This window comes from Guptibacillus spartinae (assembly GCF_028610625.1).
Classification (GTDB): Bacteria; Bacillota; Bacilli; order Bacillales; family Guptibacillaceae; genus Guptibacillus; species Guptibacillus spartinae.
Map to the genome: position 1 here is coordinate 61918 of NZ_JAQQWU010000001.1, position 26866 is coordinate 88783.

The 26866-nt window shown below is 40.2% G+C and carries 27 protein-coding genes; 23 read left to right on the forward strand and 4 right to left on the reverse strand.

The genetic code is table 11. The annotated features are described in order from the left end of the window. Positions 1-625: 625 nt before the first annotated feature. The 4 genes from PQ511_RS00335 (at position 626) to PQ511_RS00350 (ending at position 4513) form a co-directional block, all read left to right on the forward strand. On the forward strand, positions 626-1513 hold the full coding sequence (locus PQ511_RS00335; protein WP_273849935.1) for a diacylglycerol/lipid kinase family protein: 888 nt from the start codon (positions 626-628) through the stop codon (positions 1511-1513). Positions 1514-1640: 127 nt separating this feature from the next. Next, positions 1641-2588, forward strand: a complete 948-nt coding sequence (locus PQ511_RS00340; protein WP_273850606.1) for a nucleoside hydrolase — start codon at positions 1641-1643, stop codon at positions 2586-2588. 208 nt (positions 2589-2796) lie between these two features. Next, a complete protein-coding gene (locus PQ511_RS00345; RefSeq protein ID WP_273849936.1) occupies positions 2797-3405 on the forward strand; it encodes a serine/threonine-protein kinase in 609 nt (202 codons plus the stop codon). Between the two features lie 7 nt (positions 3406-3412). Continuing rightward, positions 3413-4513, forward strand: a complete 1101-nt coding sequence (locus PQ511_RS00350) for an AI-2E family transporter (protein ID WP_273849937.1) — start codon at positions 3413-3415, stop codon at positions 4511-4513. Positions 4514-4548: 35 nt separating this feature from the next. Here PQ511_RS00350 and PQ511_RS00355 read toward each other — a convergent pair whose 3' ends face one another. Beyond that, complete coding sequence (locus PQ511_RS00355; RefSeq protein WP_273849938.1) at positions 4549-5346, reverse strand: peptidoglycan-binding protein; 798 nt, start codon at positions 5344-5346, stop codon at positions 4549-4551. 217 nt (positions 5347-5563) lie between these two features. On the opposite strand from PQ511_RS00355, the gene PQ511_RS00360 reads away from it, so the two are divergent. The 4 genes from PQ511_RS00360 to PQ511_RS00375 all read left to right on the forward strand — a co-directional run bounded on the left by PQ511_RS00360 (position 5564) and on the right by PQ511_RS00375 (position 7988). Then, on the forward strand, positions 5564-5827 hold the full coding sequence (locus PQ511_RS00360; RefSeq protein WP_273849939.1) for a hypothetical protein: 264 nt from the start codon (positions 5564-5566) through the stop codon (positions 5825-5827). A gap of 110 nt (positions 5828-5937) precedes the next feature. After that, positions 5938-6600: a type 1 glutamine amidotransferase domain-containing protein gene (locus PQ511_RS00365; protein WP_273849940.1), complete on the forward strand. Its 663-nt coding sequence runs from the start codon at positions 5938-5940 to the stop codon at positions 6598-6600. A gap of 149 nt (positions 6601-6749) precedes the next feature. Further along, positions 6750-7037 carry a hypothetical protein gene (locus PQ511_RS00370; protein ID WP_273850607.1) on the forward strand — a complete coding sequence of 96 codons (288 nt, stop codon included), beginning with the start codon at positions 6750-6752 and terminating at the stop codon, positions 7035-7037. 84 nt (positions 7038-7121) lie between these two features. Beyond that, positions 7122-7988: an aldo/keto reductase gene (locus tag PQ511_RS00375; protein WP_273849941.1), complete on the forward strand. Its 867-nt coding sequence runs from the start codon at positions 7122-7124 to the stop codon at positions 7986-7988. A gap of 40 nt (positions 7989-8028) precedes the next feature. Here PQ511_RS00375 and PQ511_RS00380 read toward each other — a convergent pair whose 3' ends face one another. After that, complete coding sequence (locus PQ511_RS00380; protein ID WP_273849942.1) at positions 8029-8526, reverse strand: cupin domain-containing protein; 498 nt, start codon at positions 8524-8526, stop codon at positions 8029-8031. 232 nt (positions 8527-8758) lie between these two features. On the opposite strand from PQ511_RS00380, the gene PQ511_RS00385 reads away from it, so the two are divergent. The 7 genes from PQ511_RS00385 to PQ511_RS00415 all read left to right on the forward strand — a co-directional run bounded on the left by PQ511_RS00385 (position 8759) and on the right by PQ511_RS00415 (position 16215). Continuing rightward, positions 8759-9256 carry a PTS sugar transporter subunit IIA gene (locus PQ511_RS00385; protein WP_273849943.1) on the forward strand — a complete coding sequence of 166 codons (498 nt, stop codon included), beginning with the start codon at positions 8759-8761 and terminating at the stop codon, positions 9254-9256. A 73-nt stretch (positions 9257-9329) separates the two neighbouring features. After that, entirely contained in the window at positions 9330-10736 is a 1407-nt protein-coding gene (gene treP / locus PQ511_RS00390) for a PTS system trehalose-specific EIIBC component (protein ID WP_273849944.1), read from the forward strand. An 88-nt stretch (positions 10737-10824) separates the two neighbouring features. Then, positions 10825-12513: an alpha,alpha-phosphotrehalase gene (gene treC / locus PQ511_RS00395; RefSeq protein WP_273849945.1), complete on the forward strand. Its 1689-nt coding sequence runs from the start codon at positions 10825-10827 to the stop codon at positions 12511-12513. 4 nt (positions 12514-12517) lie between these two features. Then, the gene (treR, locus tag PQ511_RS00400; RefSeq protein ID WP_273849946.1) at positions 12518-13237 is read left to right on the forward strand and encodes a trehalose operon repressor; all 720 of its coding nucleotides are present in this window, start codon (positions 12518-12520) and stop codon (positions 13235-13237) included. A 115-nt stretch (positions 13238-13352) separates the two neighbouring features. Continuing rightward, positions 13353-13841: a GNAT family N-acetyltransferase gene (locus PQ511_RS00405; protein WP_273849947.1), complete on the forward strand. Its 489-nt coding sequence runs from the start codon at positions 13353-13355 to the stop codon at positions 13839-13841. A 62-nt stretch (positions 13842-13903) separates the two neighbouring features. Beyond that, positions 13904-14989, forward strand: a complete 1086-nt coding sequence (locus PQ511_RS00410; RefSeq protein ID WP_273849948.1) for an NAD(P)H-dependent flavin oxidoreductase — start codon at positions 13904-13906, stop codon at positions 14987-14989. A gap of 224 nt (positions 14990-15213) precedes the next feature. After that, a complete protein-coding gene (locus PQ511_RS00415; RefSeq protein WP_273849949.1) occupies positions 15214-16215 on the forward strand; it encodes a zinc-dependent alcohol dehydrogenase family protein in 1002 nt (333 codons plus the stop codon). An 80-nt stretch (positions 16216-16295) separates the two neighbouring features. Here PQ511_RS00415 and PQ511_RS00420 read toward each other — a convergent pair whose 3' ends face one another. Beyond that, complete coding sequence (locus tag PQ511_RS00420; RefSeq protein ID WP_273849950.1) at positions 16296-17150, reverse strand: glycine betaine ABC transporter substrate-binding protein; 855 nt, start codon at positions 17148-17150, stop codon at positions 16296-16298. 131 nt (positions 17151-17281) lie between these two features. Between PQ511_RS00420 and PQ511_RS00425 the strand changes: the two genes are divergently transcribed. Further along, positions 17282-17476 (forward strand): hypothetical protein, encoded by a 195-nt coding sequence (locus PQ511_RS00425; protein WP_273849951.1) that lies wholly within the window; start codon positions 17282-17284, stop codon positions 17474-17476. A 37-nt stretch (positions 17477-17513) separates the two neighbouring features. Here PQ511_RS00425 and PQ511_RS00430 read toward each other — a convergent pair whose 3' ends face one another. Then, the gene (locus PQ511_RS00430; RefSeq protein ID WP_273849952.1) at positions 17514-18152 is read right to left on the reverse strand and encodes a LysE family translocator; all 639 of its coding nucleotides are present in this window, start codon (positions 18150-18152) and stop codon (positions 17514-17516) included. A gap of 243 nt (positions 18153-18395) precedes the next feature. On the opposite strand from PQ511_RS00430, the gene PQ511_RS00435 reads away from it, so the two are divergent. From PQ511_RS00435 to PQ511_RS00465, 7 genes are all read left to right on the forward strand, one after another. Beyond that, positions 18396-21638, forward strand: a complete 3243-nt coding sequence (locus tag PQ511_RS00435) for a DEAD/DEAH box helicase (protein WP_273849953.1) — start codon at positions 18396-18398, stop codon at positions 21636-21638. A 67-nt stretch (positions 21639-21705) separates the two neighbouring features. Continuing rightward, the gene (gene hlpB, locus PQ511_RS00440; RefSeq protein ID WP_273849954.1) at positions 21706-21993 is read left to right on the forward strand and encodes an HNH nuclease-like protein HlpB; all 288 of its coding nucleotides are present in this window, start codon (positions 21706-21708) and stop codon (positions 21991-21993) included. Between the two features lie 193 nt (positions 21994-22186). Beyond that, the gene (locus PQ511_RS00445; RefSeq protein ID WP_273849955.1) at positions 22187-23758 is read left to right on the forward strand and encodes a glycine betaine uptake BCCT transporter; all 1572 of its coding nucleotides are present in this window, start codon (positions 22187-22189) and stop codon (positions 23756-23758) included. Positions 23759-23878: 120 nt separating this feature from the next. Then, entirely contained in the window at positions 23879-24706 is an 828-nt protein-coding gene (locus PQ511_RS00450) for an STAS domain-containing protein (protein WP_273849956.1), read from the forward strand. Positions 24707-24869: 163 nt separating this feature from the next. Next, a complete protein-coding gene (locus tag PQ511_RS00455) occupies positions 24870-25568 on the forward strand; it encodes an NAD-dependent deacylase (RefSeq protein WP_273849957.1) in 699 nt (232 codons plus the stop codon). 120 nt (positions 25569-25688) lie between these two features. Beyond that, the gene (locus PQ511_RS00460) at positions 25689-26165 is read left to right on the forward strand and encodes a GNAT family N-acetyltransferase (RefSeq protein ID WP_273849958.1); all 477 of its coding nucleotides are present in this window, start codon (positions 25689-25691) and stop codon (positions 26163-26165) included. Positions 26166-26182: 17 nt separating this feature from the next. Then, positions 26183-26779 carry an LOG family protein gene (locus PQ511_RS00465; protein WP_273849959.1) on the forward strand — a complete coding sequence of 199 codons (597 nt, stop codon included), beginning with the start codon at positions 26183-26185 and terminating at the stop codon, positions 26777-26779. The last annotated feature ends 87 nt before the right edge of the window (positions 26780-26866 follow it).

Below are 26866 nucleotides of genomic sequence, written 5' to 3' on the forward strand. Positions count from 1 at the left end.
GTGATTGACAGTTAGCCGATAGCAGGTACGCTACTAGACATAACCAACAGTTAATCGCTTTCACTATTGTTATAACCATCAGAACCTGAGGCAGGTTCGCTACCCCGTATCCTTAATTGTTACAACATCATGAACTTTTATAAATAATAGCATAAAATTTTACAACCTATCAATATATTCTTACAGTTTAGGAGAATGGAGTGAATTAATTGGAACGGTTTTTTAACTTTTTTTGAATGAAATATGCAAGTATAGCAGAGATTACTAAAACAATGACGGTTACTAAAAAAGAATTTTCTGCACTTGTGTAATTCCCAGTGCTAGTGTAAGACGATTGGTCATAGAAAATGGCGAAAAATATTCCTGATAAGAGTTGTAAACAAAAGAATAATACGATAAAACTGCTAACGAATGAGAAGTAATTTTTCATTACTATTGTTCCTTCCTATGTTCAGTAAAGCTAGTTAAAGTGACTTCCTTTATATTACTTCGCGCTTCGAATTGATTACTAGGGGAGAAAACGCAAAGATACAATGACGATTGAAAGGAACTACTGTTTCACGTTTCGATAAGAGGGGAATGGTAGGAAAAGACTTTGCAATTTCTGTTTAGGGAGGACAAAATCGTGAAACGTGCTATGCTCATTATCAATCCATCTTCGGGTAAAGAAAAAGCAATGAATTACGAAGAAGAAGCAGTAAACATTTTACAGGAAAATCATGTAGACGTCACAGTAAAATATACAGAAAAAGAAGGAGATGCTGTCCGTTTTGCTAAAGCGGCATGCGAAAATCATTTTAATACGCTCGTTGCAATGGGGGGAGATGGAACAATTAATGAAGCGATTAACGGTTTAGCGAGTCAGTCAGAGCGTCCAAATTTCGGCTTCATTCCTTTAGGGACGGTTAATGATTTCGCTAGAGCGCTCGGCATTCCAATGCAACCGAAAAAGGCGCTAAAAGTCCTGGCACAACAGCATACAAAACCGGTTGATATCGGGCACATTAATGATCAATATTTTATGAATGTGCTTGCTGTAGGAGCCATTGCAGAAGCAGTATATGATGTGACACCTGAGCAAAAATCCAAATTTGGACCGCTTGCTTATTTAATTGAAGGGGGAAGAGCGCTAAAAGATAAAACGCCATTTGACCTGAAAGTGACGTATGATGGGAAACAATGGAATGGAGAAGCGTATATTATGCTGATTGCATTAACGAATTCAGTAGGTGGGATTCAGTCTTTTGCCCAGCATGCCGAAGTGAATGATGGCTATTTTCACGTCTTTATTTTAAGAGAATTTTCTCTCCCAAAAGTATTTAAGATTATTCCAGATCTGTTTACTGGGCATTTACAAGACAACGCTCAAGTGGAATATTTCCCTGCATCTACTCTGAAAGTAGAGTCAGACCATGAGCTTGTCGTCAATATTGACGGGGACGAGGGTGTCCATCTTCCATTTGAAGCAGAAGTGATGCACAATGAATTACATATTTTTGTTCCTAAAGAGTAGGGAGTCTACTCTTTTTTACTTCTTAAAGGAAAAAACCTTTGCAGCTGTTCGCTTAAACCCCGTACTTCTTATTCTAGTGCTACGTGAATATGCTAGTGGTGATGAAAACTGGGATGAGGTGGAAAGTATGGGACAAAAAGTGCTTTTTTTTGGAGACGTTGGGATCGATGACACCATTGCTTTATTATTTGCTTATTTATCAAAAGATGTAGAGGTTGTTGGTATAGTAGCATGTTATGGTAACGTATCGAAGAAGCAAACAACGAGGAATGTTCGTTATTTACTTAAAGAAGTAGGGAGAACGGATATCCCTGTAATGGGTGGGGCGGAAAAACCAATGACAGGGGAGGTACCAACGTATTACCCGAATGTTCACGGTCCAGAAGGTTTAGGTCCGATTACGCCACCACCAAATGAAGCTGAGCCGTTAGAAAACTTCTTTGAAGTGATCCCTCTCATAGAAAAGTATCGAGAAGATTTAGTTATCGTTAATGTAGGCAGAATGACTTCCCTCGCAACGTTGTTTCTTCTCTATCCTGATACGATGAAAATGATTAAATCTTTCTATATTATGGGGGGAGCATTTAATGTGCCAGGGAATGTCACTCCGAGTGCAGAAGCGAACTTTTATGCGGATCCCGTTGCAGGCAATATCGTCATGAAGTACGCAGAGAATGTTTTTTTATTTCCACTAAACGTAACGATGCATGCTATTGTCACACCAGGAATGGTAAATTATATAGAAGCTAAAAGCAAGCCGCCTTTTCTTAAGGCGCTTTTAGATTATTATTATGAGAATTTCTATCAAAAGATGGTCCCGAATATTGAAGGAAGTCCTGTTCATGATGCGCTCACTTTAATGAGTGTTAAAAATAATAGTATCTGTACTTTTTACCGTACGCCAGTTGCAGTAGAAATAACTGGAGAGGCACGAGGCCTTACTATAGGAGATTTCAGAAAATCATTTGAGCAAGCAAAATTTGATAAAAGGCCTGCTCATTTTGTGGCGATCGAACTGAATTACTTCAAATTTTATAAATTATTTATGGAAAACATGACGGGAGAGCCATTCTAGGAGAATGAAACCTTTTCTTGTCATTTTTCGTAAAGAGAGTAAAATCGATAAGAAAACACCATTTTTTAGTAGCTGATCTCTGTACCCACTAAGTGACGAGTCGATTTCGATTACGTATGGACGTTATTTCCCCTTATATATATAATCTGTTGCGAATAGATTAAAAGCTTAGCGTAGCAAATGTAAGAAATGAAGAGGGTGCTTGTGCTTGAACGACATGGAGAGATTATTGATAAACATCAAAATAGAAGGGACAAGTGTTCTTCAGAAGCCAGATGACTTAACGATCATTGGTAGAGGAAGAAGTGCGGTCGTTTTTAAGCTCCCGAGTGTGCCAAAAGTGCTGAAAGTTTTTTACCCTGATTTTGTTCACCTCGCAAAACTAGAAGCATCGATTTATCAAGAATTAGCTAATCGTGATTACTACCCCTCTTTCTATGAAGGAGGAGAGGGGTATGTCGTATTAGAATATCTAGAAGGACGGACGTTCTACGAGTGTTTAATTCAAGGAATCGTGATTACAGATGAAATGATTGCGAAAGTGGATGACGCCCTCAACTACGCTCGTAAGAAAGGTCTAAATCCATCAGACACACATCTTCAGAATGTCATGCTTTTATCCAATGGGGATGTACGCGTTATTGATGTCGTTCGCTTTCGTCAAAGTAAGGTCTGTACCCACTGGGAAGATTTAAAAGTAGCTTATGATTCCCTTTATTCGTTTCGTTTCTTTCCAAAAAAATATCCAGTATGGTTCGTTGAAATGATTATTCGCCTTTATCGTAAAGGCTTGATACGATTGAAAAAAAGGAAGTGATGACATAGTGCAAAAATCGCGCTTATTTCGTTTTTTTATATGGCTTCTTCTCATATTCACAGTGATCTGGGTTGGAAGTAAAATTGAATTTATTTTTCGTCCCCTTGTTATCCTTGTCACAACATTAGCGTTTCCAATTATTGCAGCAGGAGTCTTCTATTACATTCTAAGACCAGTCATTGCCCTTTTAGAAAAATGGAAAATTCCAAGGCCGCTCGGAATTCTTCTCGTGTATCTTGCGCTTGCCGGTGGCGTAACCGGCCTTGTTTTAAGCATTGGCCCAGTGCTTGTTGAACAATTTAATAGTCTTGTAGAGGGTGCCCCGACGCTTGTGAACGATTTGCAAAATGCAATTAATAGCTGGCAGAAGAATCCATACATAGCTAGAATTCTTCAAAGTGAAATGATCGACATACAGGGATTGACTGATCGAATCTCAGGTTCAATTGGAGAAATTAGCTCTTCTTTCGGGAATTATCTCTTTTCAATTTTAAATATAGTTACAAATGTTCTAGTTGGTATTGTGCTTCTTCCATTCATTTTGTTTTTTATGTTGAAAGATGGAAAAAAACTGATGCCCTCTTTACTTAAAGTCGTTCCAAAAGCTCATCGGAAAGAAGGAGCGAAAATACTTGAAGACATGGATGATGCATTAAGTGGGTTTATTCAGGGGCAGCTCATCGTAAGTGTCTTTATCGGGACATTTGTTTATATCTGGTATGTGATTATTGACCTAGATTATGCCTTAATTCTTGCACTTATTGCTCTTTTTCTTAACGTTGTCCCGTTTATTGGGCCGATTATTGGTACGGCACCAGGTGTCATTGTCGGTTTAATTGAATCACCGCTTACAGCTCTTTGGGTGGTTCTGGGGGTAATCGTCATTCAACAAATTGAAAGCAATTTAGTTTCACCGCTTGTAATGGGACGTAAACTGGATATCCATCCTTTGACGATCATTTTACTATTATTGGTGGCAAGTAGTCTTGCAGGTTTCCTTGGGCTTATTCTTGCTATCCCAACGTACGCAGTGTTAAAAGTAATCTTTACGCATACGTATCGTTTAATAAAGCTGCAGCAGCGGGGCAAGCATTCAACAAACGAATAAAAGAAAGACAGGTTCCGAGAGAACCTGTCTTTTTACTATTCAATGACGCGGACCGTTACGTCTTTGCGACCCCAGTTTAGAGCGTCTTGTTGCCCCGGAATAAAAACATCAATTCGATTGTGATTGATGTCACCACCGATGTCAGCTGCAATGGCAGTTCCGTAACCTTCTACCTCAACAATTGATCCTAACGGGATTTGATCTGGATCAACTGCAATGACTTTCGCATCAGGGTACTTTTCTAAATCAATTCCCATTTTCGTAACCCCAGAGCAACCTGTGCAGTCAGCCGTATAAGCCGTACTTTCAACGGTAACTTCTTTACCTGCAGCAGAACGTGGTGAGGCAATTCGATCTAACGCTCTACGTGTAGCAGGTCCAGCAATTCCATCAGCCGTTAGCCCTTTGTTACGCTGAAACTGTTCGACCGTAGCGACTGTTCCGGAACCGTAGATTCCATCAATTTGACTTTCATAGCCAGCTTCCTGAAGCTGACTTTGAATATGTATAACCTGCTTTCCAATGTCTCCTCTTCTGAGGACTTGAATCGCGTGGTTTGTTTCAGAACCAGCGAGCCCATCGACCTGCAAATTTCGGTTTTCTTGAAATGCAGCAACGGCATTTTCCGTAATAGGACCAAAATAACCTGTTGCTGTATGGTAAGGAAACATTCCCTTTGTCATTAAATAGTCTTGAAGCTCTTTCACATCTTCCCCAGAGCTCCCCTTTTGCATTGTTCGATCTCCAATTGCTGCTGAAGCAAAGGAAGGTGTAGCAACAAAAATAGCGCTTGCGATTAGCAGCACTACCATGCTTCTCATTTTTTGAATCATCGTTTCTCCTCCTTAAATGATTTTACATTACAAGTGAAACCATTCGGTTGGAAGAAAAGATATCCGACGTTTTTCTATCAATACACGACAATCTAATTATGAAACAACCACTTAATGGAAAGAGAATGGAATCATACGTTGACTCTTTGCTTCAAGAAACGGAGAATAGAAGAGGGTAAAAAAAGAACGGGTTGTTAAGAAAGGAGAAACGAGTGGCGTGAAAGAGCTTGATCCAAAATGGATACACCTTATTAATATTGTTCTTGGAGTGATTATCGTTCCGTATTCTGCTCTAGAATTTGTTGCTGTCCTTAAGTTAGCTGACAACAACCGATTCCTATTCGTTCCAATTGGACTATTTGCACTCTGGCTAATTTTATATTTTATTCAGTTAAAGCAGATGAAAACCCTCCTTGTCATGGGTGCTGTTTTTCTAAATGTGTTCTACTTATTTTTTGTTATCCCACAATTGCTATATTAGAAAACTTTCTGGACTTAAATAGGATGAATACTTTTATGAAAAGCGGGTATTGTACTAAAGTGGTCATCGTGATCAACAAAGTACTTAGAAGATAAAGGAGAGGAATTCAAATGACTAAAGTATTAATGGTCGTAACAAATCATACAGAAATCGACTCAGAACACAAAACAGGGTTATGGCTTGAGGAGTTCGCTGTCCCTTATAACATCTTCAAGGAAAAAGGATATGATATTAAAGTAACTTCGATCCAGGGCGGCGAAGTTGAACTTGATCCAAATAGTATTCCAGAGGAAGATCCGAAGGAATGGGAAGATGCGCAAAACCAGCTTAAGAATACTACAAAAGTAACAAAAGAAGACGCAAATAACTTCGATGTTGTATTCCTACCAGGTGGTCATGGTACGATGTTTGATTTCCCGAATAGTGAGGTTCTCCAGCACATTCTTCAGGAACAAGCTGAAGCAAATAAACTTATCGGCTCTGTTTGCCACGGTCCAGCTGGACTAGTGAACGTTACGTATAAAGATGGTACGCCTTTAGTAAAAGGGAAGAAAGTCAGTGCCTTTACTGATTCAGAGGAACGTGAAATGGGTCTTGTTGAACAAATGCCATTCTTGCTAGAATCAAAACTTCGCGAAAAAGGTGCGAACTTTGAACTAGCGGATAACTGGTCCGTTTTCTCTGTTCGTGATGGTAATTTGATTACAGGCCAAAACCCTCAATCAAGTGAAAGTGCAGCGAATAAAATTATCGAAGCAATTGAAGGAAAATAAGCGATAACCTTATTTTAATAAAGCGAAATGCTTTTAACGAGTGAGGAGTGAAAGGGAGTGGGCCAGTATTGGTTCGCTCCTTTTCTACGTTTGAACTTTTTCCTAAAGAGGAACTGAGCAAGCATGTGTAGAATGAAAGAAAGATGAGGATGATCAGTTTGAAATTTATATTATCTCACCCCTTTATTGAGGTGACACGCAAAATAGAACGAAACGAACAGAAAACGCTGGAACAGGAGTACGACTTAGAATTATATGAAGATCGTATTATCGTTGGACAGGATCACTTTCCCATTCAACATGTCTTTGATATGTCGTATCGTTTTCAATCAACGCTTTATGGTTTTTTGTACCTTCATACCAATCGAGGTGTGGTGTCCTTTATCATTAAAGAGGATCCAACCGTCTTTATTAATGAATACCGTAAGCTCGTATAAGGTTATAGGAAGCAAAATAAAAAAATAAATTAACAATAGCTTCGTTTTTTAACGCAATTAAAAAGAGAGAAGGAGGTAGATGTGATGGGTATCGAAAAAAGAGTAGTCCTTTCAAATGGCGTTAAAATGCCTTATTTGGGTTACGGTGTTTTTAAAATGAGCCATGATGAAGCGATAAAAGGTGTTAAGGTTGCTTTGGGAACAGGTTATCGAGGAATTGATACGGCATCCTATTATCAAAACGAAGAAGCGGTTGGAAGGGCGATAAAGGATTCCGGTGTTCCGAGGGAGGAAATCTTTCTAACTTCTAAAGTTTGGAATGATGAACAGGGATACAACGCCACATTATCCGCATTTGAGCGGTCACTCGAGCGCCTTGGCACTGATTATCTTGATCTCTATTTAATTCATTGGCCCGTCCCACACTTATTCATTGAAACGTGGCAGGCGCTCGAAAAACTTTATCATGAAGGAAAAGTTTGTGCGATTGGCGTTAGCAACTTTGAAACCCATCATCTTGAAGCCATTTCTCGTATTTCAACTGTGACGCCGGTCGTTAATCAAATTGAGCTTCATCCAGAATTAATTCAGGGTGAATTGCGTGATTATTGTCGTTCAAAAGGAATACGTGTTCAAGCATGGTCTCCTTTAAAACGAGGCCAGGTGCTCGCTCATTCTGTTATTCAAGCCATCAGTGATCGTTATGGGAAAACCCCTGCGCAGGTTGTTATAAGATGGTGTTTACAACATGATCTCCTTTTAAATGTAAAATCTTCTAAAGAAGAACGAATAAAAGAAAATGCAGATGTGTATGACTTCCAATTAACGGATGAAGAGATGACGTCAATTGATTCTCTCCATGCAAACAGCCGTATTGCCCATCATCCAGATGATTTAGATTTCTATGAAAGAACGGTTCCGGGATTCAAAAAATCAACATCGACCACCTAAAAAGGCGCCTGCAAAGGGCGCCTTTTTTATTGATAAATGACTATTTGATCCATTTCTTTTTTAAGGGGCCGTCTACGCCGAAAACCGGATCACATTCAGGTATGGGCACTTTTCGAATGTTTTCAAGAACAGCAGGCCGCTCGTTTCGTTCCCCTGTTTTTAGGTCATGATCGCGGCCATTTGGATAGGCGCCGACGACAAGAAAATCGGAAGAAGCCTGTTCTTTTTTGTGCCCAACTCCTGCGGGTATGACCACAACATCTCCTTTCTTCACATGAATCGTTTCTCCCTGCTCACCCCCAAACGTGATTGAAGCTTCTCCTTTGGCGATGCCAAGTACTTCGTGTGTATTGCTGTGATAGTGATGATAAGGAAAGACCCCATTTTGCCATGCGTTCGTCCAATTGTTATTGTTAAAAAGGGTCATTGCATCATGATTTTCTAAAACAGCACGGTAAAGGGTAAGTGGATAAAAAGGGTTGTTTGGAATTGTACCGTCATCATCAAAGTAAATGGTTTTCATCATTTCTTTTTCCATTGTCATCTCTCCTTTTTTGTTATGTATACGTTTTTAAGCAAAGTGAAACATGAGCGTTTAGGAAATGGAGTAGAGGGAATTTATCTACGAATCTATCCTTCCCCCTTAGATTGAAATAGTTGAGCTTTGGAGTTGACTAACTTGTCTATACAAGATAAACTACAAAGTGAAAGTTGAACTTGTCTATACAAGATATTGAATAAATGAAAGCGGTTGAAAGGAGAAGATAGCGATGTTGAAAAAACTATTTGGTAAAAAAGAAAAACCATCAGAAGAGGTTATTTATGCACCATTAAACGGTAAAGTTGTTGAACTTGAAACGGTCCCTGATCCGACATTCTCACAAAAAATGATGGGAGACGGCGTTGCGATTGAACCGACAGATGGCAAAGTGGTATCACCAGTAAACGGAAAGGTTATTCAGTTTTTCCACACGAAGCATGCAGTTGGAATTGAATCTGAATCTGGTCTGGAAATTTTAATCCATGTTGGGCTTGAAACAGTTGGCATGGGAGGCGAAGGTTTTGAAGGTCACGTGAAAGAAGGCGACAAAGTAAAAGTTGGGGATCCTCTTATTACGGTTGACCTTGATCTTGTGAAAGAAAAAGCAGCAAGCACGATTACACCTGTCATCATTACGAACGCTGATGTTCTTGAAAATGTTGAGAAGAAATACGCAGCAGGCGCTTCAAACGAAACAGAAATCATGACGACGAAAGTGAAAGCCTAAGAATGGCCTTAGAGAGTACATGTCTCATCGTGCTCTCTAAGTAATTAACTGTTTTTCTAAGGGGGAAGAAAACATGGCGATTAATCGAGAGTCCGTTGAGCAAATTCTTGAAGCCATTGGTGGAAAAGAAAACATTTCGACTGCCACACATTGTGTGACTCGTCTCCGTCTTGTTTTACATGACGAAAGTAAAGTAGATACAAAAGCATTGGAAGACAACGAACTTGTAAAAGGATCGTTTTCAGCGAATGGACAGTTCCAGGTTGTCATTGGACAGGGAACCGTTGATAAAGTATATAAGATTTTTGCAGAGTTGGCAGAAATTGAAAGCGCGTCCAAACAGGATGTGAAGGATGCGGCTGCAAGCAAACAAAACATCCTTCAGCGAGGCGTGAAGACGCTTGCCGACATTTTTATTCCGATTTTACCTGCGATTGTAACCGCTGGCTTGCTTCTTGGGATTAATAATATTCTCACAGCACCAGATATTTTCTTTAACGACCCGCTTGTCGAAGTGTATCCGCAATGGGCGGATTTGGCGAGTATTATTAACCTGATTGCCAATACAGCCTTCGTCTTTTTACCAGGTCTAATCGGTTGGTCAGCCGCCAAGCAATTTGGGGGAAGTCCACTGCTCGGTATTGTACTAGGTCTCATTCTCGTCCATCCGGACTTATTGAATGCATGGGCATATGGTGAGGCAGATGATATCCCAACGTGGAACTTATTTGGACTTGAAATTGAAAAAATCGGCTATCAAGGTCAAGTATTACCAGTACTTGTATCAGCCTATATCTTAGCGAAAATCGAAACGTTCTTAAATAAACGAATACCCGATTCGATTCAGATGTTGATCGTAGCGCCTGTAGCGTTACTTGTCACTGGTTTTCTTGCATTTACTCTAATTGGTCCCGTTACATTCTGGATTGCAAATCTCTTAACAGATGGCTTTATTGGTCTGTTTGATTTTGCACCAGCCATTGGTGGACTAGTCTATGGTGCGCTTTATGCACCACTCGTTATTACAGGAATGCACCACACGTTCCTTGCTGTTGACTTACAGTTAATTGGTAGTACGGGTAGCACATTTTTATGGCCAATGCTCGCTCTATCGAATATTGCGCAGGGTGCTGCTGCACTTGCGATGATGCTCATTACACGTAATGAAAAAACAAAAGGTCTTGCAGGAACATCAGCCGTATCTGCCTTCCTTGGCGTCACCGAACCCGCTTTATTTGGAGTGAACTTACGCTTTAAATTTCCATTCTTCGCTGCAATCATCGGATCAGCGATTGCTGGTCTTGTGATTACCGTTAGTGGCGTTGAAGCTACATCAATTGGTGTAGGTGGTATACCAGGATTCCTTTCCATTTTCAAAGAATACTGGGCTGCTTTCTTTACAGGTATGGCGATTGCAATTGTTGTGCCATTTGTTTTAACATTCTTATATGGAAAAGTGAGAAAAGTAAGCGAGCAATGAAAAGGAGCGATATCATCAGGTGCGTAGAAGCTCCGGTGGTATCGCCTTTGTTTTTGATGATTTAATCTAATAATAGGAGTGGAATCAGATGCAACCATGGTGGAAGAAATCTGTTGTTTATCAAATTTATCCGAAAAGCTTTAATGATACGACGGGTAGTGGAACAGGAGATATTCAGGGGATTATTGAAAAGCTTGATTATTTACAAAAGCTAGGAGTAGATGTTGTTTGGTTAACGCCGATCTATGATTCTCCTCAAAATGATAATGGGTACGACATTCGTGATTATTTTAGTATTTATGAAGAGTATGGCACGATGGAAGACTTTGATCGCCTTTTAACAGAAGCTCATGCAAGAGACATTAAAATTATTATGGATATCGTTGTCAACCATACGTCAACGGAACATCAATGGTTTGTCGAATCTCGTAAATCAAAAGATAATCCTTATCGTGATTATTACATTTGGAAAGACGGCGTTGATGGAGCAGAACCGACAAATTGGCAGTCAAAGTTTGGCGGCAATGCCTGGCAGTTTGATAAGGAAACGGGTCAATATTATTTACATCTTTTTGATGTCACGCAAGCTGATTTGAACTGGGAAAATGAGAAAGTACGCGATGAAGTGTATGATATGATGACATACTGGTTTGAAAAAGGGGTAGATGGTTTCAGGCTAGACGTCATTAACTTAATCTCAAAAAATCAGAAGTTCCCAAATGATGACGGATCGGTAGCACCTGGCGACGGACGCAAATTCTATACAGATGGTCCTCGCGCTCATGAATTTATGAACGAAATGAATCGGAATGTCTTTATGAAATATAACAGCATGACAGTTGGTGAGATGTCGTCTACGACAATTGAAGACTGCATCCAATATTCAAACCCTGAGCGTAACGAACTAAGCATGACGTTCAATTTCCATCATTTAAAAGTCGACTATCCTAATGGAGAAAAGTGGTCTGTTGCTGACTTTGATTTCTTGAAGCTTAAAGAAATTCTTTCGACATGGCAAACGGAAATGATCAAAGGTGGCGGGTGGAATGCTCTGTTCTGGTGCAACCATGACCAGCCTCGCATTGTATCGCGCTATGGAAATGACGGAGAGTACAGACGAGAATCCGCAAAAATGCTCGCTACCACGATGCATCTGATGCAGGGTACTCCTTATATTTATCAGGGTGAAGAAATTGGGATGACAAATCCGAAGTTTGATGCGATTTCTTCTTACCGCGATGTGGAGTCTTTGAACATTTTCTCGATCTTAAAAGAGGAAAAAGGGTATAGTGAGGAAGAAGTTCTTGAGATTCTACGCCATAAATCAAGAGATAACTCAAGAACGCCAGTGCAATGGACTTCCGAGCCTCATGCTGGTTTTACGACAGGTGAGCCGTGGATTCCAGTAGCAAAAAACTATGAGACAATTAACGTAGAAGAGACATTGAAAGAAAGAAATTCGGTTTTCGAACATTATCAACAGCTGATCTCACTGAGAAAAAATGTGGATCTCATCACAAATGGCGATTTTGAACTCCTTTTAGCTGAAGATCCTCAATTGTTTGCCTATGTGCGCAATGGGGAAAATGAAAAGCTACTAGTTATTAATAATTTCTATGAAACGGAAGCGACTTTTGAACTACCTGCTCAAGTAGACGTAAACGAATATCATGCAAAGGTGCTCATTTCAAACTATGTCGATTCACCTTCATCCTTTGAAAAAATGACGTTACGACCTTATGAGTCGGTTGCTTATCATCTAACTAAGGCAAGGTGAGGATATGAAGCAAACAAAGTATCAACAAATCTACAACGAGTTATCTGAACGGATTCTAGAAGGTACGTATGAACCGAATAGTAAATTGCCTTCTGAACATGAACTCGCTGAAGCTTATGGCACCTCTCGAGAAACCATTCGGAAAGCTCTGAATTTGCTTTCTCAAAACGGAATGATTCAAAAGATTAAAGCGAGAGGATCTGTTGTTCTTGATCTTGATCGCTATGAGTTTCCGGTATCTGGATTGGTTAGTTTCAAAGAAATCTCACAAAAAATGAACCGCGCATCACGAACAATTGTCCATCATCTTGAAAAAAAGTTGCCAGATCAATGGATCCGTGAGCAGCTTGAGCTTGAGGAAGGGAAAGAAGTTTGGCACGTGATTCGTGCGCGTGAAATTGATGGGGAAAAAATCATCTTAGATCGTGACTTTTTTACAGCTAAATGGGTTCCCAAGCTAACTAAAACAATATGTGAAAATTCCATCTACGACTATCTAGAAAACGATCTTGGGCTTTCCATTAGCTATGCGAAAAAAGACATTATTGTGGAAGAAGCCAACGAAGAAGATCACCGCTATCTGGATTTACATGAGTACAAGCATGTCGTGGTTGTTCGAAATTATGTTTATTTAAATGATACAACCTTAATTGAATATACTGAATCACGACATCGTCTTGATAAGTTTCGATTTGTCGATTTTGCTAGACGTGAAAAACAATAGAGGAAGCGCTCCATGCGGGGCGCTTTTTTTTGATCATTTTTCTCGATGGGAAGGAATTATTTATGTAAGCACGAATGGAGAAAAGGGTAAGAAATCGTAGAAAGGAGCTACAAGTTTGAAAAAAATCGAGGACCGTGTATCGCTAACGAAAGTAGCCCCTCAACATATCGAACCATTAAGGGAATTTACGTTACATAAACAGCAGCTTGCTTTTACTTCTATGCCGATTCTAGCTTACGAAAAATGCTTGCTCGATCAAAAGCGGTTTCCTGTAGCCATATTGGAAGGAGACCGGCCAGTTGGTTTTTTCGTCCTCGATCAGGGGGCAGATGTATGGGCATATTCAAAGAGTACTCATGCGATCTTATTAAGGGCATTTTCGATTAATCTCCCCTATCAGGGCCGAGGTATCGCTAAAGCTTCCCTTCAACAATTAAAACCGTTTGTGAAAACTCACCTCCCTCATTGTCGAGAAGTCGTTCTAGGTGTAAATCAAAATAACCCTTCAGCAAAGAAAGTCTATCTTGGCGCCGGGTTTATCGATACTGGTAAGGAGAAAATTGGACGATCCGGTCCAATGGCGATTTTAAAATTCTTTATTTAATTGCCGTACACATTCATCATACGGGTAGTTAGAAATAAGTGTGGACAAAGGAGGAAAACAACGTGTGGTATGATACGCCAATTACGTCGAAATTAATGATAACGTATCCTATTATTCAAGCCGGCATGGCAGGTGGTGTCACGACACCCGAACTAGTGGCGTCTGTTTCAAATGCAGGAGGACTAGGAAGTTTAGGCGCTGGGTATATGACCCCTGCCCAAATGCAGAAGGCAATACGTGACATAAAGAGGCTCACAACAAAACCTTTTGCGGTTAATCTATTTATTCCAGAGGACGATCGATCTTCAGAAGAGAGTATTGCGAACGCGCAAATCAAGCTTCAATACTTTGAAGCTGAACTGGATATTTCTGATCAAGAACGGAAGAGAAAGTCGTATTTAGAAGCTCAAATGGACTATCAAGATAAGCTTCAGGTGATCATGGATGAAGGCGTTCCAGTATGCAGTTTTACATTCGGCGTTCCTTCTAAAGAAGATGTCAGTCGATTAAAGACGGCAGAAATGATTCTAATCGGGACGGCTACGACGGTTGAAGAAGCAAGGATGAATGAAGAGCGTGGGCTAGATATGGTTGTGTTGCAGGGAATGGAAGCAGGTGGTCACCGAGGGACGTTTAAAGCTGACTTTCAGGAAGCACTCATCGGAATTGCTTCGCTCATTCCTCAAGCTGTAGATGCTGTTAGCATTCCTGTCATTGCAGCAGGGGGAATCATGGACGGTAGAGGAGTGTTAAGTATGCTTGCTCTCGGTGCAGACGCTGTTCAAATGGGCACAGCGTTTGTTACGTGTCAGGAAAGTGGCGCTCATCCGCTTCATCAACATGCCATTTTAACAACTAAAGAAGATCAGACAGTCATAACCTCAGTATTTAGTGGCAAGCCCGCACGTGGTATAAAGAATGATTTCATTACTAGAATGGCCGGACTAAAGGATTTACCAGGATACCCGACGTTAAATACGTTAACAAAAGATATTCGGAAACAAGCAGCGATCGCGAAACGTCCTGAGTGGATGTCGCTTTGGTCTGGGCAAAGTTCTCGCCTTAGTACAACGAAATCAGCTAGGGAGATCATTCATGACAGCGTCCAACAAGTTAACGCTATCCTTAAAAGGCTCTCTACTTCTTAAACAAGATCAGGCCCCTCTCACTATGTGAGAAGGGCCTTTTCAATGACTTGCATTGGTACGGCCGGTCATCTGACAGCATCTTTTGTTATGAAAAGATAATGACCGGCTGTATCATGAAGTGTGGTCATAAATTGGTCAGACAATACCTGTTTGTTTAGAAAGTTAACAGGGAAATGTAAAAAGAACAACACAATGTAGTGGAAAATGAAGGAGGACGTTTAACAATGAAAGCAGTCGTTATAAAGGAATTTGGAAGTCCTTCCAAATTCCAAGTGGAAGAACTCTCTGCAAGAGATTTGAAGCCAGGTGAACTAAAGATTAATGTAAAAGCGACGAGTGTAAATCCTGTTGATACAAAGGTTCGTTCTGGTCAAGCTGAGGCGTTTGCACCAGACTTTCCAGCGGTACTTCATGGAGATGTAGCAGGAATTGTAGAAGAAGTAACCGAGGGAAGTCCTTTTCAAAAGGGAGATGAAGTGTATGCTTGTGCTGGCGGTGTAAAGGGTGTTGACGGAGCCTTACGCGAGCAAATGATTGTCGATCAAAAGCTTGTTGCTAGAAAGCCTGAACGATTATCCATGTCGGAAGCGGCAGCCCTTCCGCTCGTTTCCATCACCGCATGGGAAGCCCTTGTTGATCGCATGAACGTAAGACCTGGTCAAAAAGTGCTCATCCATGGTGCCACTGGAGGCGTTGGTCATATTGCCATTCAGCTAGCAAAATCACTAGGAGCGATCGTATACACAACCGCATCTACTTCCATGAAGATGAACATTGGTAAAGAGTTAGGTGCAGATTATGCGATTAACTATAAAGAAACGTCGGTAGAAGACTATGTTAACCAGTATACAAATGGTAAAGGGTTTGACGCTGTATTCGATACGGTCGGCGGCGATAATATGGAGAAGTCGTTCCAGGCAGTAAAAAACGGAGGACAAGTTGCTTGTATCGTTGGAAGTGGTGAACATGATATGACGCCGCTTTACGTAAAAAGCGCTACCTATCACGGTGTGTTAATGCTTGTTCCTATGTTAACGAATGAAGGAAGAGAGCACCATGGTGATATCTTGACTAATGTGGCTCGAATGGTGGATCACAATGTTATAAAACCTGTCTTAGATGAAGAAAGCTTTACGTTTTCTACCATTGCTGATGCGCATGCTCGTCTTGAATCTGGAAAGACGATCGGGAAAGTTGTCGCAGTAAATGACCTTTCACAATCATAAGGATATTCACAAAAAAGGAACCCTTTCCACAACTGGAGGGTTCCTTTTCTATTAGATAAAGAATTCGAAGATGAGTCGCGCTATTCCGTCCATTCAGAGACGAGTTCTTCGTTCTCTTCGACCCACTGCTGTGCCCCTTTTTCAGCATCATCAGCATCTTTAATCGTAGCCATTAAACTACCAAGAGAATCATCATCCATCTGCCAATTGTTCATCCACTCAACAATTTCAGGGTGTTCGTCACTGAAATCTGTTCTTGTCATGAAGAAGATATCATCTGCTTCACCGTAAACTTTCTTTGGATCTTCAAGATACTTTAAGTCATATTCAGCAAAAGCCCAATGAGGATTCCAGAGAGTGACGATAATTGGCTCTTTGTCTTCATACGCTTTTTTCAATTCACTCATCATCGCCGGTCCTGAACTGTCAACAAGGTCATACTTTAAGTCGTATTCTTTAAGAGCAGTTCGACTCATTTCCATTAAACTAGCACCTGGGTCAATTCCGACAATTTCTTCTAAGCCCAGCTCATCTTTTTTGTTATTTAGTTCATCAATGCTTGTAATGTCCATATAAGAGGGAACAACAAGTCCTAGACCAGTTCCTTCATACCAAGCATCTTCTAAGACAACATCTTCTTTGTACTCTTCGTATAATGGCTTATCTGTGGTCGGTAGCCAAACTTCTGCAGCTACATCAAGATCACCTTGAGAGACCCCTGCCCAGACTGGGGATTTTTCCATTGATTTTAGTTCGATATCGTAGCCTTTATCTTCTAAAATGACCTTCCACATATTTGATACAGCAATGTTCTCTGCCCAGTTGTTTAAACCAAACGTCACTGTCCCTTTCGATTCTGCATCATCTTCTGAACCGCTACACGCAGCTAAAATGGATAGTGCTGCAATGACCATTAGTAAAATTCCTCTTCTCATCGATACACTCCTCTTTCTCTCTTTATTGTGCAAAATTGCACATGTTTCTTATCATAACAAATCTGTCACAGTTTTGCAGGTTTATTACAAAATCAGGACAGTGTATGATTAGAGAAAAGGAGGGGTGGGGAATGATCACAATCGCAACGACGCTTATTGTTATTTTTCTTGTAATTATCTTAATTGGTACATTAATGGTTGCTGGTAAGAGTGATCCTGGTTATGGGAAGAAGGCCAAAAATACGACTGTCACGATCTCCGCTATTTACCTTTTTGTAACCGTTTTAGCAGTAGCTGGAATTGCTGCTTATGTATATTTTAGCTAAACCAAGAAAGCTCCAGAATAGGGCTGGTTAGTCAGTCCTATTTTGAAGCAACAAAGATCATTTCAGCTGCAAGGTAGCCAAATCGTAATCCAAAGAATAATAAAACGATACTTGCGGTTACACTAATGGCACGTAACGTACGTGGTTTCATTAATGTCTTTCCAAAATGGACCGTCATACATAGATTGATATTCCAGAGACCGATTCCTATAAAAACGAGAGCGGATAAAAAGAACGCCTGCCATTTGTCAGGTTGTTGAAGGGATACACTTAATACAGAGCCATAGATCCCTAACCAAAATAAGAGGTTCATTGGATTGAATGCAGCAATCATAAAGCCAGTGAGGTAAGAATGAAAGAGGCCAGCTCCTTCTTTGTCGTTTTCTTCTTCTAAACTTACTCGTGATAAAAATCCTTGAACACCAGAAACCGTTAAAATAATGGCACCTAATATCATGAGGGAGATTTGAACAGCGGTTAACTTTACAAAGGTTGCAATCCCAAAATACATTAAGTACATAAGAATAAGATCAGCGCTCATCCCTCCTGCCCCTACGAGAAGTGATGACCAAAACCCTTTATGTATGCCCCTTTTCATAATTTCAATATTAATTGGTCCAAGGGGTGCAGCTATAGATAAGCCTAGAACGATGTGAGTAAGTGCAATCTCTAACATGCTCGGCATTCTCCTTATTCATCACCCTTTTTTGGAAGATGACCTTATTTAGAAAAAGTGACTGAAAACCGATATTCTCTCTTACTTAAATACATGTCCAAACCATTTAAATTAGAAGTGTAATTTTGAATTTGTTCGAAAATATGCTATTATGCTTTTTTGGGTCGCTCAATATTTTGAAGAAGATGTGGAAAATTGTATAATGAAGGTTACTACTACCATTGGAATTGATGTGATGTGGATATGAAGCATTTTTCGATGTTTACCAAAAGTGAAATAAAAGAACGTTTTCCAGTCAGCTTCTATCAAAGGGGGCTAACGTATTATCAGAATGGACGCGTTTCTGAGCTTACATATGATCAAGAAGATCAATCCTACCGAGCTTATGTAAACGGCAGTTTAGAATATGGCGTGTTAATTGAGCTACTTGGTGATAATTGGTTTGGATCTTGTGAATGTCAGGCATTTGAGACCTACGGGACATGCAAGCATCTCGCCGCCGTTCTCATTGCGATAAGTGAAGAAGGTCCGCCAGAAGAAGAAAGCGAGAAATCATCGCAGGTAACTCAATCACCACGAAGTTATAATGAAACGAATCAGCTTATCCAGGTGTTAAGTGATTATCAACCGGAACCGGGTCGTTCCAATGCAAGAGCAGATGAGCTAAAAGTTGAATTCACGGTAAAAGCAAGCTCGTACCCTACATTACGTAAATCACAGGGTGATTCACCATGGACGCTCGAGCTCAAAGTAGGGGTTAATCGGTTGTATGTTGTAAAAGATATCCGGTCCTTTCTTGATGCAGTCCTAGAAGAGCAGTCGTATTGGTTTACGAAAAAGTTCAGCTATGAACCCGATGAACACACCTTTCATGAAGCAGATAAGTCGCTTATGGAAATTCTCCTTGCGATTAGACGAAACGAAAAGGTTTACTTGGATTTACCTGATAATTGGGGACGGTTTACTGAAAATCGGGAGTTGATTTTACCGCCTTTAACGGCAAATGAATTTCTAACTGAGTTTGTCAAACAAGGTCGCTTACTACGTTTTGAATACAATCGAACGCTTTATGAAGAAACATCACTTGTCGAGAGTGGTCTGCCCTTTTCCTTTGAAATTGATGAGATGGATAACGAGTATGTGATTCAGTTAAATGGTTTTCAAAGTGCAGCTTACTTTCCTACTTATGGTTGGTTATTTCATGAGGAAAAACTTTATAAGCTCTCCAAAAAGCAGCAATCTCTATTAAGAGACCTAACCGCTTTTCGGAATGCGGCTAGAAAGAGTGAACTTTCGATTTCAACAGCGCAAATTGAGCCTTTTCTATCTCAGGTTGTACCTGGATTAAAGAAGCTTGGAAGTGTTGTTATTTCTGAGCAAATCAATGATAAAATCATCAATCCAGAGCTACAGGCAAAAGTCTATGTAAATGCTGAAGGAGACCGATTACTTGTCACGGTAGAGTATGAATATGGTGATGATGTCATCAATCCATTTAAAGATAATAACCGGATTGTCAATGAGCAAGGAATCGTTCTTAGAGACAGTGAAAAAGAACAAGCCATTATGTCCTTAATTGAGCAGGCCTCTTTGAAATTTAACGGTAAAGAACTTTACGCTGAAGATGAAGCGCTCATTTTTGATTTTCTCTATTGGACGATTCCAGAGCTAAATGACCTTGCGGCCGTTTTTCTGACTGAATCAGCACGTGCCTGGTTGTTAGATGAATCGTCTGCCCCTGTGACGTCCGTTGATATGGACAATAGTGGAAACTGGCTTGACGTTAGCTTTGACATGAAAGGGCTCGATGATGAAGAAATATCCAATATTCTAAAAGCGGTTATTGAAAAGGACCGTTATTATCGCCTTTCAAATGGTACCTTTGTTTCAATGGAAAATGAAGATTTTCAACACGTGAGTCAATTATTCGACGACCTGAATATTAAACAAAATGATATCGATCGAGGAGAGCTCCATCTTCCGCTCTACCGAGGATTACAGCTGGATGAAAGAATGAGTGGAGGGAAGCATGGATCTCGCTACAGCAAAGCTTTCCGAGATCTCGTTTCCCGATTGAAACATCCAGAGGATCTCCAATTTGATCTTCCGTCTGGCTTAGAGGCAGATTTGCGTTCTTACCAGATGACGGGCTTTCAATGGTTAAAAGCGCTGGCGCATTATCACCTTGGAGGTATTCTTGCAGATGACATGGGGCTAGGTAAGACGCTGCAGAGTATTGCGTATTTACTTTCTGAGAAACAAGAGAATCCCGAGGCTACTGCACTCGTTGTTGCCCCAGCTTCGCTTATTTACAATTGGAAGAAAGAATTTGAAAAATTTGCACCTGACCTTACGATTGCAGTTAATACAGGAACACCAACAGAACGAAAAGAGCTTCTTAGTCAGGGACTACAGCCGGATGTATGGATCACTTCCTATCCAACGCTTCGCCAGGACATTGACCATTATGAAACAGTACAGTTTGATTCGGTTATTCTTGACGAAGCACAGGCTATCAAAAATCCTGCAACCAAGACGTCACAGGCAGTCAGAATGCTTCGTGCGAAGAAACGCTTTGCCTTAAGTGGAACGCCAATTGAAAATTCACTTGATGAACTATGGGCGCTATTTCATTCGATCATGCCAGGTTTCTTCCCTGATCAAGCGACATTTCGAAATTTACCTCATGAGCGGATCTCGCGAATGGTCAAACCGTTTATTTTAAGACGGGTCAAGAAAGATGTTCTAAAAGAACTTCCTGATAAAATTGAAACGGTTCAAGTATCTGAGTTAACGAAACAGCAGAAAGAGCTGTATATTGGTTATTTGCACCGCATTCAACAAGAAACGAAAGAAAGTCTTGCTGGTGACGGTTTTCAAAAGAATCGCATGAAAATTCTAGCTGGTCTTACGCGACTTCGTCAGCTGTGCTGTCATCCATCACTTTTTGTTGAGAACTATCAGGGGCAATCAGGAAAACTTGAGCAGCTCTTGGATATTGTGACAACATCCATTGACAATAAAAAGCGACTGCTTATTTTCTCACAGTTTTCTAGCATGTTGAAAATCATTCATCAAAAGCTCGCTGATCTTGGATACTCCGTATTTTATCTAGATGGGCAAACCCCATCGAAAGATCGTGTTGAAATGACAGAACGGTTTAATGGGGGAGAAAATGACATTTTTCTAATCTCATTAAAAGCAGGCGGTACAGGATTGAACTTAACGGGCGCGGATACCGTCATCTTATATGATCTTTGGTGGAACCCAGCTGTCGAAGAGCAAGCAGCAGGTCGAGCTCATCGAATTGGACAGAAAAAAGTCGTTCAAGTGATGAGGTTAATTACACAGGGAACGATTGAAGAAAAAATTTATGAACTTCAACAAAAGAAAAAAGAACTCATTGAGAAGGTCATTCAGCCTGGTGAAACGATGATTTCCAGTTTATCTGAAGAGGAAATTAAAGATATTCTAAGCATTCAATAAGGATGCCTTCATCTAACTGTATAGTGTATGAGGAACTAACAAACACTAGCTATTGGAGGATATAAGTATGGATGTATGTGAATTATGTGGAAGAAGTGGCGTCACGTGTACCATTCATCATTTGACCCCAAAGGAAGAGGGCGGAGCGCATAAACCAACCGCATCTCTTTGCATTCCGTGTCACAAGCAAATCCATGCTTTATATACGAACCAGGAATTAGCGATGAGACTTGATTCCATTTCAAAGCTAAAGCAAGACGAGCAAATTCGTCGCTACTTGAAATGGATTAGAAAACAACCTTCAACAAAGAGCGTAAAAATGAAAAAGTCAAATAATCGCAAGCAAAAAAAATAAATTTTCGATTTATTTTTTTATCATCAACCCTTGAGGTCAGCAGGTTTTACCAACTAATTGAGACAAGCAGTTATTTAGTACTAGAAATTACGCGTTTCGACATTTTTTCTCGTGGTATAAATAGGTAGAGGTAAGATTGTACTAATTTATACGGTATGAGAAACAGAAATTATTTTAAGATGAGGTGAAGTGTATGAGGGAAAAAGTATCCTCCGTGTTTTGGAGCACGCTGGTTATTAGTTTGATTATGGTGATCTGGGGGGCAATTTCTCCAGATACGTTAGGTTCGATGTCAGCAAGTGCACAGTCATTTATTTCTAACAAGTTAGGGTGGTATTACCTCATTCTTGTTACGCTATTAGTTATTTTTTGTATTTTTATTATTTTCACGCCGTATGGAAAAATCAAGCTTGGGAAGCCTGATGAAAAACCAGAATTCACAAGATTAAGCTGGTTTGCCATGCTATTTAGTGCTGGAATGGGTATTGGACTCGTCTTCTGGGGAACAGCTGAGCCGATGTCTCACTACGCTGTTAATGCACCAACAGCAGAAACAGGAACACCCGCTGCTATTAAAGAAGCAATGCAGTATTCATACTTTCATTGGGGTATTCATGCTTGGGCGATTTATGCAATTGTCGCGCTCGTACTAGCCTACTTTAAATTCAGACATGACCGTCCTGGTTTGATTAGTGCAACGTTGTACCCGATCTTTGGTGAGCGAGTAAACGGTCTACTCGGTAAAGTCATTGATGTACTTGCCGTTTTTGCTACAATTGTTGGTGTTGCTACGACACTAGGATTTGGAGCTGTTCAAATCAACGGTGGGCTTTCCTATTTAACCGATATACCTAATAGTTTTAGTACACAATTGGTTATTATCGGTGTTGTCACTGTCCTGTTTATGATTTCAGCCTGGACGGGAATTGGGAAGGGTATTAAATACTTAAGTAATGCGAATTTAGGACTTGCAGGGGTTCTTTTCCTAGCGGTCTTTATCCTGGGTCCAACCATTTATATTTTAAATATGTTTACAGATACGATTGGTGCTTATATTACAAACTTTATGGCAATGAGTTTCCGTATTGCACCATTGAATCCAGAAAATAGAGAATGGATTAACAACTGGACGATTTTCTATTGGGCATGGTGGATCTCTTGGTCACCATTCGTAGGAATCTTCATTGCGCGTGTTTCACGCGGAAGAACCATTCGAGAGTTTCTTGTAGGCGTTCTTCTTGTACCTTCTATCGTTGGTTTCCTATGGTTTTCAACGTTTGGTGTCTCAGCGATCAATATTCAACAGCAAGGAATTGCTGATATTGCCTCTCTTGCAACAGAGGAATCGTTGTTTGGTACATTGCAAAATTACCCATTGGGTACCGTGTTATCGATTGTAGCGATTACGCTTATTGGGACTTTCTTTATTACATCAGCTGATTCGGCAACGTTTGTACTTGGGATGCAGACCACATATGGTTCATTAAATCCTGGTTCAAATGTGAAGCTAACTTGGGGAATTATCCAATCTTCCATGGCTGCTGTACTTCTTTATACAGGTGGTCTACAAGCGTTACAGAACGTACTGATTTTAGCAGCCTTACCGTTTTCGGTCATCATGATTCTCATGACCGTCTCGTTCTACAAGGCGCTTAAGAAAGAGAAGTATCTAGTTGCGAAAGATCCAAAGCCACGCAAAGAAAAACGAAAAGAGAAGAAATCTGGCGTTGAAAATGCAGATCACACTGCTCCCGCAACAAAATAGTTAGGAAAAGACGATGAGACATTCTCATCGTCTTTTTTTTCATACGTTAAATCTTTACAATTAGGAAATCTCAGGATAAAATAATTGAGATTATTTATTAAAACTAAGTGGGGATGAACGATGAGCGTTAGCGTCACATTGCAAGTTAGCGAACGAATTTTGGGTCAAAAAGAACACATTGCTATGCAAGTTACGAAGGCACAAAATAAAAAATATTCAACTCTGCTCAAAGATAAAACAGAGCAACTTTTTCCTTTGCGTGTTGAATTAGTGTCAATCTATGCAAAAGCACTTGCACTTGAGGAAGCAGAAGCAGAAAAAAGCATCGAAGCGTGGGGGTTAGAAACAGGTAGGCTGTGTGCACGATTGGAAACAACTCTTGATTCGATGCTAGGAGAAGTCCCTCACTATCGTACCTACATAGGCGAAGTATTAAAAGAAGTGGCGATAGAGCAGGAGATGAGTCTTCAGGAGTTTTACGTTCTGATTTCTAAGCTAGATCATGCTATGAATCTTGTCGTGTATTATTTTAGCGTTCCGTTTGTTGAGTATCAAACCAACTTACTCGAGCAATCGCGCAACGAAATTCTTGAGTTATCTGCGCCAGTCGTGCCAATTATGGAGGGCGTTGCGGTATTGCCTTTGATTGGCACAATTGATACGTATCGAGCAAAAATGATTATGGAAGAGTCGCTAAATCAAAGTGTTCACCTTCGTCTAAATTATTTTGTTTTAGACTTATCTGGTGTTCCGATTGTAGATACGTTTGTTATTCAGCAGATTTTTCAAATTATCGAAGCGCTTAGACTTGTTGGTGTTGAAGCACGAGTGAGTGGGATCAAACCAGAAATTGCTCTTTCTGTTGTAAAACTGGATACCAATTTCAACAAGGTCAACACGTATTCGACGTTGAAACAAGCACTTGCAGATTTATTGATTCAATGCTAATTAGAAAGTGTCATGGAAGAAAGAAATCCTTATCAAATCTTTCAATTCTGTAAACAAATCAGGTAGTTGATTAACTTTAGTTAACAAATATCACGACCTTGGGTTTAGAAAAGCGAATATACGTGAATGGTTAACTATTGGATAAATGAAAGCTGGTGATTTGATGCTTACAGAATTGTTTGAAAAGTCCAGACACACTGTCGTTCTTACAGGTGCAGGAATGAGTACAGAAAGCGGTTTGCCTGACTTTCGATCTGCGCTTGATGGCATATGGAACGAGGTGGACCCGCTCCAGCTTGCAAGCAGAGACGCAATGCAGTACGAACGAAATATGTTTGTTCGTTTTTATAAACAGCGTATTAAAAAGTTGAAAGAAACTTCACCGCATCAGGGTTATTATCATCTCGCTGAATGGGAGCGAAATGGTAAGGTTGGCTCGATTCTTACACAAAATGTTGATGGATTCCATCAGTTAGCAGGAAGTCAAAATGTCGCAGAAATGCATGGATCATTAAGACGCATGTATTGTGATGATTGTGGAGAACAAGCGTCGAGTGATTCGTATTGGAATGATGATCTCATCTGCAAATGTGGCGGATTTAATCGTCCCGGGGTTGTGCTTTTTGGTGAACCTTTGCCGCTGAATGCAATCCACCAGGCTAAGATCGAAGCAAAAAAAGCTGATCTCTTTATTGTTCTCGGATCTTCTCTTCAAGTTTCGCCGGCTAATGTGTTTCCTATGGAGGCAAAACGAAACGGAGCAAAGCTTGTTATTGTTAATGATGAAGAAACAAGTTATGACAAAGTAGCGGATCTTGTTATCCATGATAAGATCGGAAAAGTCCTCAATGATTTAGCATAAGCAAAAGCGTTATAAGTTTGAATGAGGTACCGACACAAGTCGGTATTTTTTTTGACTCTATTCCTCTATTTTTCTAACTGTAGAAATAGTAAGATAATAGAAGGAAGGAGCTGGAGAGTATTGATTAAACTTGTACCAATGAGTGAAATGGATTATAAATTATTCCTAGACACTTCCATTCAAACTTATGCAAAAGAAAAAGTAGCTGCAGGAAACTGGAAAGCGGAGGATGCAGTGGAGAAGTCAAGTCAGGAGTTTCAACGTTTGCTCCCTGAGGGCAAGGAAACGGATAGCCATAGCCTCTATACAATTGTAGTAAAGGCGACTGAAGAGAAGGTAGGAAGTCTCTGGGTGAAAAAAGACACTAAACAAAAGGAAGCATTCATTTATGAATTTAACATTCATGATGATAAACAAGGAAAAGGTTTTGGAACAGAAGCGATCAACGTTCTGGAAAGAATTTTGATGAAACAGGGAATAAGTGGGCTGTCTCTTCATGTTTTTGCTCATAATAAACAAGCCATTCGTCTATATGAACGACTCGGATTTGAAACGACCAACATTAATATGAAGAAAAGGTTACTGGATAGGCAATAGAGAGGAGGATAAAAAAGGTGAACAAGTTAAAAAAAATAACGGTTTTCTGTGGTTCAAGTAACAATGTCGACCAAAACTATTTCCATGCAGTAGAAGAATTGGGAACGTTTCTTGCGGAAAACAACATAGAAGTCATTTACGGAGGCGGAAATGTTGGGTTGATGGGTGCCCTTGCCAGAACGGTACTGAAAAAAGGGGGACAAGTAACTGGGATTATTCCGAGAAAAATCTACGAAAATGTGAGTCACATCGAGTTAACCGATCTGATCATCGTGGAAACTATGCATGAAAGGAAGGCTAAAATGTATGAGTCAGGCGATGCTTTTCTCGCTCTTCCAGGGGGAATTGGTACGCTTGAAGAATTGACGGAGATTTTCACGTGGTATCAATTGGAGTACCACAATAAGCCAATAGGTCTTTTAAATACGAATGGCTATTATGATCCTTTTTATCGGATGCTTGAACATATGGTGAAAGAAGGTTTTCTACATCAACGCTACATGGAACCGCTACTTACAGAGGAAGATCCTAAAAAGTTAGTCGTTAATATTCGTTCACACTCGGTTCCGTTAATGAATAAATGGAAGCAGGATGACATTGGCGATCGTATTTAAATACCGGAATTTCCGGTATTTTTTTAGTGGTCATAAGAATGTTTGTTTGAATTTTCAGTCAAAAAGAGGTTTTTTCATTGTGAGAAT

What these genes read in the sequence shown, in the direction of transcription:
- treC (WP_273849945.1), top strand. Translation starts at nt 10,825, where the DNA reads ATGCAACCATGGTGGAAGAAATCTGTTGTTTATCAAATTTATCCGAAA.
- PQ511_RS00450 (WP_273849956.1), top strand. Translation starts at nt 23,879, where the DNA reads ATGAGCGTTAGCGTCACATTGCAAGTTAGCGAACGAATTTTGGGTCAA.
- PQ511_RS00445 (WP_273849955.1), top strand. Translation starts at nt 22,187, where the DNA reads ATGAGGGAAAAAGTATCCTCCGTGTTTTGGAGCACGCTGGTTATTAGT.
- PQ511_RS00435 (WP_273849953.1), top strand. Translation starts at nt 18,396, where the DNA reads ATGAAGCATTTTTCGATGTTTACCAAAAGTGAAATAAAAGAACGTTTT.
- treR (WP_273849946.1), top strand. Translation starts at nt 12,518, where the DNA reads ATGAAGCAAACAAAGTATCAACAAATCTACAACGAGTTATCTGAACGG.
- PQ511_RS00385 (WP_273849943.1), top strand. Translation starts at nt 8,759, where the DNA reads ATGTTGAAAAAACTATTTGGTAAAAAAGAAAAACCATCAGAAGAGGTT.
- PQ511_RS00365 (WP_273849940.1), top strand. Translation starts at nt 5,938, where the DNA reads ATGACTAAAGTATTAATGGTCGTAACAAATCATACAGAAATCGACTCA.
- PQ511_RS00370 (WP_273850607.1), top strand. Translation starts at nt 6,750, where the DNA reads ATGATCAGTTTGAAATTTATATTATCTCACCCCTTTATTGAGGTGACA.
- PQ511_RS00415 (WP_273849949.1), top strand. Translation starts at nt 15,214, where the DNA reads ATGAAAGCAGTCGTTATAAAGGAATTTGGAAGTCCTTCCAAATTCCAA.
- PQ511_RS00380 (WP_273849942.1), bottom strand. Translation starts at nt 8,526, where the DNA reads ATGGAAAAAGAAATGATGAAAACCATTTACTTTGATGATGACGGTACA.
- hlpB (WP_273849954.1), top strand. Translation starts at nt 21,706, where the DNA reads ATGGATGTATGTGAATTATGTGGAAGAAGTGGCGTCACGTGTACCATT.
- PQ511_RS00425 (WP_273849951.1), top strand. Translation starts at nt 17,282, where the DNA reads ATGATCACAATCGCAACGACGCTTATTGTTATTTTTCTTGTAATTATC.
- PQ511_RS00340 (WP_273850606.1), top strand. Translation starts at nt 1,641, where the DNA reads ATGGGACAAAAAGTGCTTTTTTTTGGAGACGTTGGGATCGATGACACC.
- PQ511_RS00430 (WP_273849952.1), bottom strand. Translation starts at nt 18,152, where the DNA reads ATGTTAGAGATTGCACTTACTCACATCGTTCTAGGCTTATCTATAGCT.
- treP (WP_273849944.1), top strand. Translation starts at nt 9,330, where the DNA reads ATGGCGATTAATCGAGAGTCCGTTGAGCAAATTCTTGAAGCCATTGGT.
- PQ511_RS00455 (WP_273849957.1), top strand. Translation starts at nt 24,870, where the DNA reads ATGCTTACAGAATTGTTTGAAAAGTCCAGACACACTGTCGTTCTTACA.
- PQ511_RS00355 (WP_273849938.1), bottom strand. Translation starts at nt 5,346, where the DNA reads ATGATTCAAAAAATGAGAAGCATGGTAGTGCTGCTAATCGCAAGCGCT.
- PQ511_RS00375 (WP_273849941.1), top strand. Translation starts at nt 7,122, where the DNA reads ATGGGTATCGAAAAAAGAGTAGTCCTTTCAAATGGCGTTAAAATGCCT.
- PQ511_RS00420 (WP_273849950.1), bottom strand. Translation starts at nt 17,150, where the DNA reads ATGAGAAGAGGAATTTTACTAATGGTCATTGCAGCACTATCCATTTTA.